The 4,752-nt window shown below is 54.7% G+C and carries 4 protein-coding genes; 3 read left to right on the top strand and 1 reads right to left on the bottom strand.

Annotated elements, in window-relative coordinates; all coding sequences use genetic code 11:
- Positions 1-291: 291 nt before the first annotated feature.
- Together Poly21_RS26580 and Poly21_RS26575 are read left to right on the top strand one after the other, a co-directional pair.
- Positions 292-705 (top strand): hypothetical protein, encoded by a 414-nt coding sequence (locus Poly21_RS26580; RefSeq protein ID WP_302120768.1) that lies wholly within the window; start codon positions 292-294, stop codon positions 703-705.
- 145 nt (positions 706-850) lie between these two features.
- A complete protein-coding gene (locus Poly21_RS26575; protein ID WP_146410094.1) occupies positions 851-1,408 on the top strand; it encodes a hypothetical protein in 558 nt (185 codons plus the stop codon).
- Between the two features lie 711 nt (positions 1,409-2,119).
- Here Poly21_RS26575 and Poly21_RS26570 read toward each other — a convergent pair.
- On the bottom strand, positions 2,120-3,502 hold the full coding sequence (locus Poly21_RS26570) for an IS110 family RNA-guided transposase (RefSeq protein ID WP_302120765.1): 1,383 nt from the start codon (positions 3,500-3,502) through the stop codon (positions 2,120-2,122).
- Between the two features lie 157 nt (positions 3,503-3,659).
- Between Poly21_RS26570 and Poly21_RS26565 the strand changes: the two genes are divergently transcribed.
- Positions 3,660-4,613, top strand: a complete 954-nt coding sequence (locus Poly21_RS26565; RefSeq protein WP_146410093.1) for an ADP-ribosylglycohydrolase family protein — start codon at positions 3,660-3,662, stop codon at positions 4,611-4,613.
- Positions 4,614-4,752: the final 139 nt, after the last annotated feature.

Genomic DNA, 4,752 nt, shown 5'->3' with positions numbered 1-4,752 from the left:
AGAGTTGGCGAACGGCGCGGATGTATCCCTTTCGGGTTCGTTCGGCTTTGCCGGTCAGATGGAGATCATCACTCATTTTTTGTTGGAGTTCAGCGGGAAAGAAGTGACCGAGTGGCTGTGCGCCGCCAAGGGGGGTAAACTGAGGCATTGTTGTTTTCCTGATTCAGGAGGAGTCTTGGTGAGCTGTTCACAGCGAACAGCTCCTCCTGAAACAGGTACCTCACGATCCAAACTTCACGCCTCCCCGCCGCGATAGCGGCTTACTTGAACAAAACCATTCAACGGAGCCGCGTGTCACGATTACTGATGTTTTTAGGTCTCTCGACGCGGCCCGCTGATGGTCAGCGTTATCTGACTGAAACGATGGCTGTCCATACACCACTGCTTGTCTCTTTCGTGATCGCCACGCTGTGCGGATGCTCTGGCACGGTTGACCGATCTATCGCCTCGTATGATCTTGTGGGCGATGTGCCTCGCCATTGGAGCCTTACGGTGGACGCTGCGATTGACACTTCCACTGCCTACTGCTCTCGAAATGGCATCGACCTGTCCAGATATCAAATCCCTTCGGTTTCTTGCGACACCCTCGACGGCGACCGATTTTGGGCGATACTGTATCAAGGCGTGACCCCCATGCCGGGGAATTACATCATGCTGCTCCTGAATGACGACACCCTTGAGATCGAGTACGTCGCTGGCGAATGACACTGATGCAATTGCCACGCGGAAACTCTGGCCCAACGGAGCGGATTACCAAATGAGTGCACGGGATTCGGGCGTCACGCGTTTTGGCAGATCAAACTTTTCACGGCCCGACCCCGTGAATCCAAACGTTCCTCGACTGAAATCCATGATTGCGAAACGCACACCAATTCAACGTTACGCATCCTACGCGATTGCGGCGTTGTTGGTTGTCGCTTCGTTACTCGGCCTGCTGTACAACGCAAGCTCTGTCTTTGCGGCATTCGCAGGTGCGTTCGACGAATCCCAGGACATTGGCAAATTGCCACACTTTCTTACCGCGTTCTACGTGATGTCCGCGATATGCATTGCCTGTTATGTTTCGATCATCGTCGCATCGATTGGAATCTGTCTCGGCTCTGCGACATGTGCACGAGTACTTGCGATGTTGCTACTGCTTGAAGTGCTTTACTTTTTCGCAGTTGGTTCGATGTGGACGCTACCAAACGCGGGGCGTGGGATTGCCGCCGCAACGGGAATCGCAAACGGTGGACTCATGGCTCAATTCATCCTCTTGATGCCGATTTGGATACCGATTGTATTTGCTTTTCTCGGGCTGTACCGCGACAATCCTGTGGCAGCTACTGATGACACTGCGGCCCTGACACCATTTCCAGACATCGGGGAACCATCCGATGCAAGCGAGCGGCGAAATCGGGCGTTGTGAAGTGGATGATCAACCGTCGCCACCGGCTGATCGGTAACGACTATGACGTCCAAGGTTTGACAAGTGGTGTTGAGTTGTTTTTGTCTTACTTCATTTTTTTCCGCAGGTGGAGGTGAGGCGCAGGTGAATGGCACCGGTTTCCATCTCGGTTGATGTCGATCACGGATGCATCAACGCCGTAGGACGCGAACAAGTAAGGAGCTGGATTAAACGACTATTCGAGGTGTGAACGCTCTGATTCCTAATGGGCCAACACGCTTCGTGCTGGCGGCGTCCCCTCAGTTATCCTTGCACGGTTCCAGCCACTTGATTCGGACTGGATCGTGGTTCGGCGAGCACTTGCCTGGAGGCTTCAATGAGCAGCAAGTGGTCTTCCTTCGGTATGGCATATTCTTTAGGGCGATGTGTCGGATGGTTCTAACGCTCCTGTGCGAAGGAGCGATCCTAAATCGAACTGTCCGCATCAACTTGGGTCGGTGCTCAATACGGAGGGCAGGTCTGTTCCTTGGTGGTTCGTGGCGTGGGCTGGCAGCGGCCTCCTGGGGTGATCGAGGTGGTGTTGACGGGGGAGAGTGACGATAGAGTGCGAGGAATGAAGTGAGGATAAATGGTCAGCAGGTCCGATTCGTTGCGCCGATGTTTGCACGTCAGTCGGCGCATACTGGTTGTCCTGGTGACCGGAAGATGAAAAAGGCGAGCAAGGCCGATTCGTTACGCCGATGTCGGAGCATCAGTCACGCGATACTGGCTTTCTTGCTCGCCGTGGCTTGGAGTTTTCGTTTGTCGTTTCCCGTTTGGTTGAGAAGTAGACCGAGGCGAGCGTGTTGCCGCCGAGATGGTCGCATTGCGTTTGGCGGCGGTCGGCTTAGCAGATCCAGTGGTCGTTCTCTTCACGGGATTCTGCCCAGTTGTTTTTGAAGCACGGCTCTCGGCGGCCTCTCTCGCCGCGCGGGCTTCCTTGCGAAGACGACTTTTTCGCTGATCTGCATTCTCTTTGGGTTTCATGTTCTGCAGTGAGTCCTTGAGCCCCGCCGGCATCCTTCCGAACGATTCAGTGACCTGGATCATTTGCTTGGGATCCCAATCCTTTTCGTCTCGTAGCATCGCCCAGGCGATCACGGCGATCTTGCGAGCCAACGCGATCGCAGCTTTCTTTTTGCGTGTTTTTTGTTTGCCACAGATCCTTTCGTAGACGCCCTTGGCCCACGGGTTGTACCGCAGCGACGCCCAAGCACATTCGACGAGGATCGTTCGTGCCAGTGGATTGCCTCGCTTGGTAATGCGTCCGTTGCGATCCGTTTCGCCAGATTGATACTGCCGTGGAACCAAGCCGAAGTACGCCGACACTTGGCGACCGTTTTCAAAGCGGTGAGGGTCGTCCAGACACGCGACCAGGATTTCAGCGGTTCGTGGTCCGACTCCAGGGATCGTTTGGACTCGCTTGATGCGTTCGTCATTCTTGCCGATCGCTTCGAGCTTCTTGACGACACCGGTGAGTTGCTCGGCCAGCGAATCGAGAATGGTCAGTTCGATGTCGAGTTCTCCTTTCCAAAGTTCGTCAGGTCCACAGTCAGCCAGGGGTTTGCGAAACGAGTTGATGTGCTCGCGACCGGAGTACCAGGCTTTCTCGCCGGTTGCGATCTCGATCCCGTGGTTGACGAACCACGCACGGATGGCGTTCTTGGTTTTGTTGATTCGTCCGTCGAGGGTCTTGCGGTATTTGACAAGCGATCGGAACTCGCGGTGTTGCAGTGAAGGCGTGTGGACGCCTTTGAGTTCGCCCATGGCGGCCATCCGAGCGAGCTTGAGAGCGTCGTCTCGGTCAGTTTTCCGTTTGACGTTGGCCCACCGCCAGGCTTCTTCGTTGGTGGAGCAGACGAGTGTTTCATGCCCTTGATGTTGTGCCAGATCATTGATCCATCCCGAGGGGCCGCAGGCCTCCATGACGACCAGATCGGCCTTGGTGTCCTTGAAGATGGCAGCGAAGTGTTCTCTCGTAGTGGGTGTCGTGACAAACTGCGTTTTGCGAGTTTTCGAGTCGAAAAGGCAGCAAACGGAGTTGAATTTTCCGAGGTCCAGTGCGAGAATCTTCATGAGATTTCATTCCATGTGTTTGGTGGGTGGAGCGAATGTGACGGGCAGCCGCAAGCTGCCCAGATCACGGGTTTGAGTCGCCAGTTTTTTAACGAGTGGCTCCCACCCGTCAAACCTTGGACTTACATGGATTCTTTATGTGTCTCAATCCCATCGCATGAACGCTTCACTTCAAGACCGATTTCGTGGCTGCCTCGTCGGCCTCGCGGTGGGTGACGCACTTGGTGGTCGCTTCGAGGCACAATCCGCCGATTACATTGGTGGCCGCTTCGCCAATACCGAACAACTAATCAACTACATCACCGACGAAATCTGGTACACCGACGACACACAAATGGCGATTGGTGTGGCCGAATCGCTTGCGGACCACGGTGAGATTATCGAGGACCGCTTGTGCGAATCATTTGTCGCAAACTACATGCCCTCGCGTGGCTACGGGCGCGGCGCTCGGGCCGTCCTTGACGCGATGGAAGACGGCGACGACTATCAAGCTGTGGCCGCCAAACATTTTCCGGGCGGATCGTTCGGCAATGGTGCGGCTATGCGCGTTGCTCCCGTCGGTCTTTTCTTTCGCGACGATCCGCATATAGCGCTCGATCAATCACGATTGTCGGCGTTGCCGACGCATCTACATCCGCTTGGCATCGAAGGTGCTCAACTTGTTGCCTTAGCCGTTGCTCACGCTTCCAACGTCGAACAATTCGATCGTGATGCGTTCTTTGCCCATCTGCTCGAACATTGCAAGTCGTCCGAATACCGTTGCAAACTGGAGACCGCAGCACAGATTCAAGAGCCGAGTGAATTGGTGCCACTTGGCAACGGCATTGAAGCGCTCGAATCCGTCACCACTGCCATTGCCTGTTTTGCGCTTACTCCGCGCTCCTACGAAGACACGATTGCAAACGCCATCTTTCTTGGTGGCGATACTGACACCATAGCGGCAATGGCAGGATCGATTGCGGGTGCTCACCTTGGTGTCCGCAGCATTCCAGATGTACTGCTCAACAACCTTGAAGAATCACCGAAGGGTCGTTCTTACATCCTCGAACTTGCTGACCGACTACATTCCGCATACACGAACCGTATTGCCAACGCAACCAACGACACATAACAATGATCGAGATAGCGACGGTGTTGTTTTTGGCAATAGCGCAGATCAAAAATCTTGAAGTTTTTGATTCCTTCGCCCATGCTGGTCAGGGGCCAGCCCCCGAACCCCCGAGATTTTTCAGGCATGGCGCCAGATGTTC

Source organism: Allorhodopirellula heiligendammensis (genome assembly GCF_007860105.1).
In the GTDB taxonomy this organism is placed as follows: Bacteria; Planctomycetota; Planctomycetia; order Pirellulales; family Pirellulaceae; genus Rhodopirellula; species Rhodopirellula heiligendammensis.
This window is presented reverse-complemented; position numbering and strand designations above follow the sequence as displayed.

Excerpts from the sequence above, each read along its gene's own strand:
- Poly21_RS26575 (WP_146410094.1), top strand. The coding sequence starts at position 851 with ATGATTGCGAAACGCACACCAATTCAACGTTACGCATCCTACGCGATT.
- Poly21_RS26570 (WP_302120765.1), bottom strand. The coding sequence starts at position 3,502 with ATGAAGATTCTCGCACTGGACCTCGGAAAATTCAACTCCGTTTGCTGC.
- Poly21_RS26565 (WP_146410093.1), top strand. The coding sequence starts at position 3,660 with ATGAACGCTTCACTTCAAGACCGATTTCGTGGCTGCCTCGTCGGCCTC.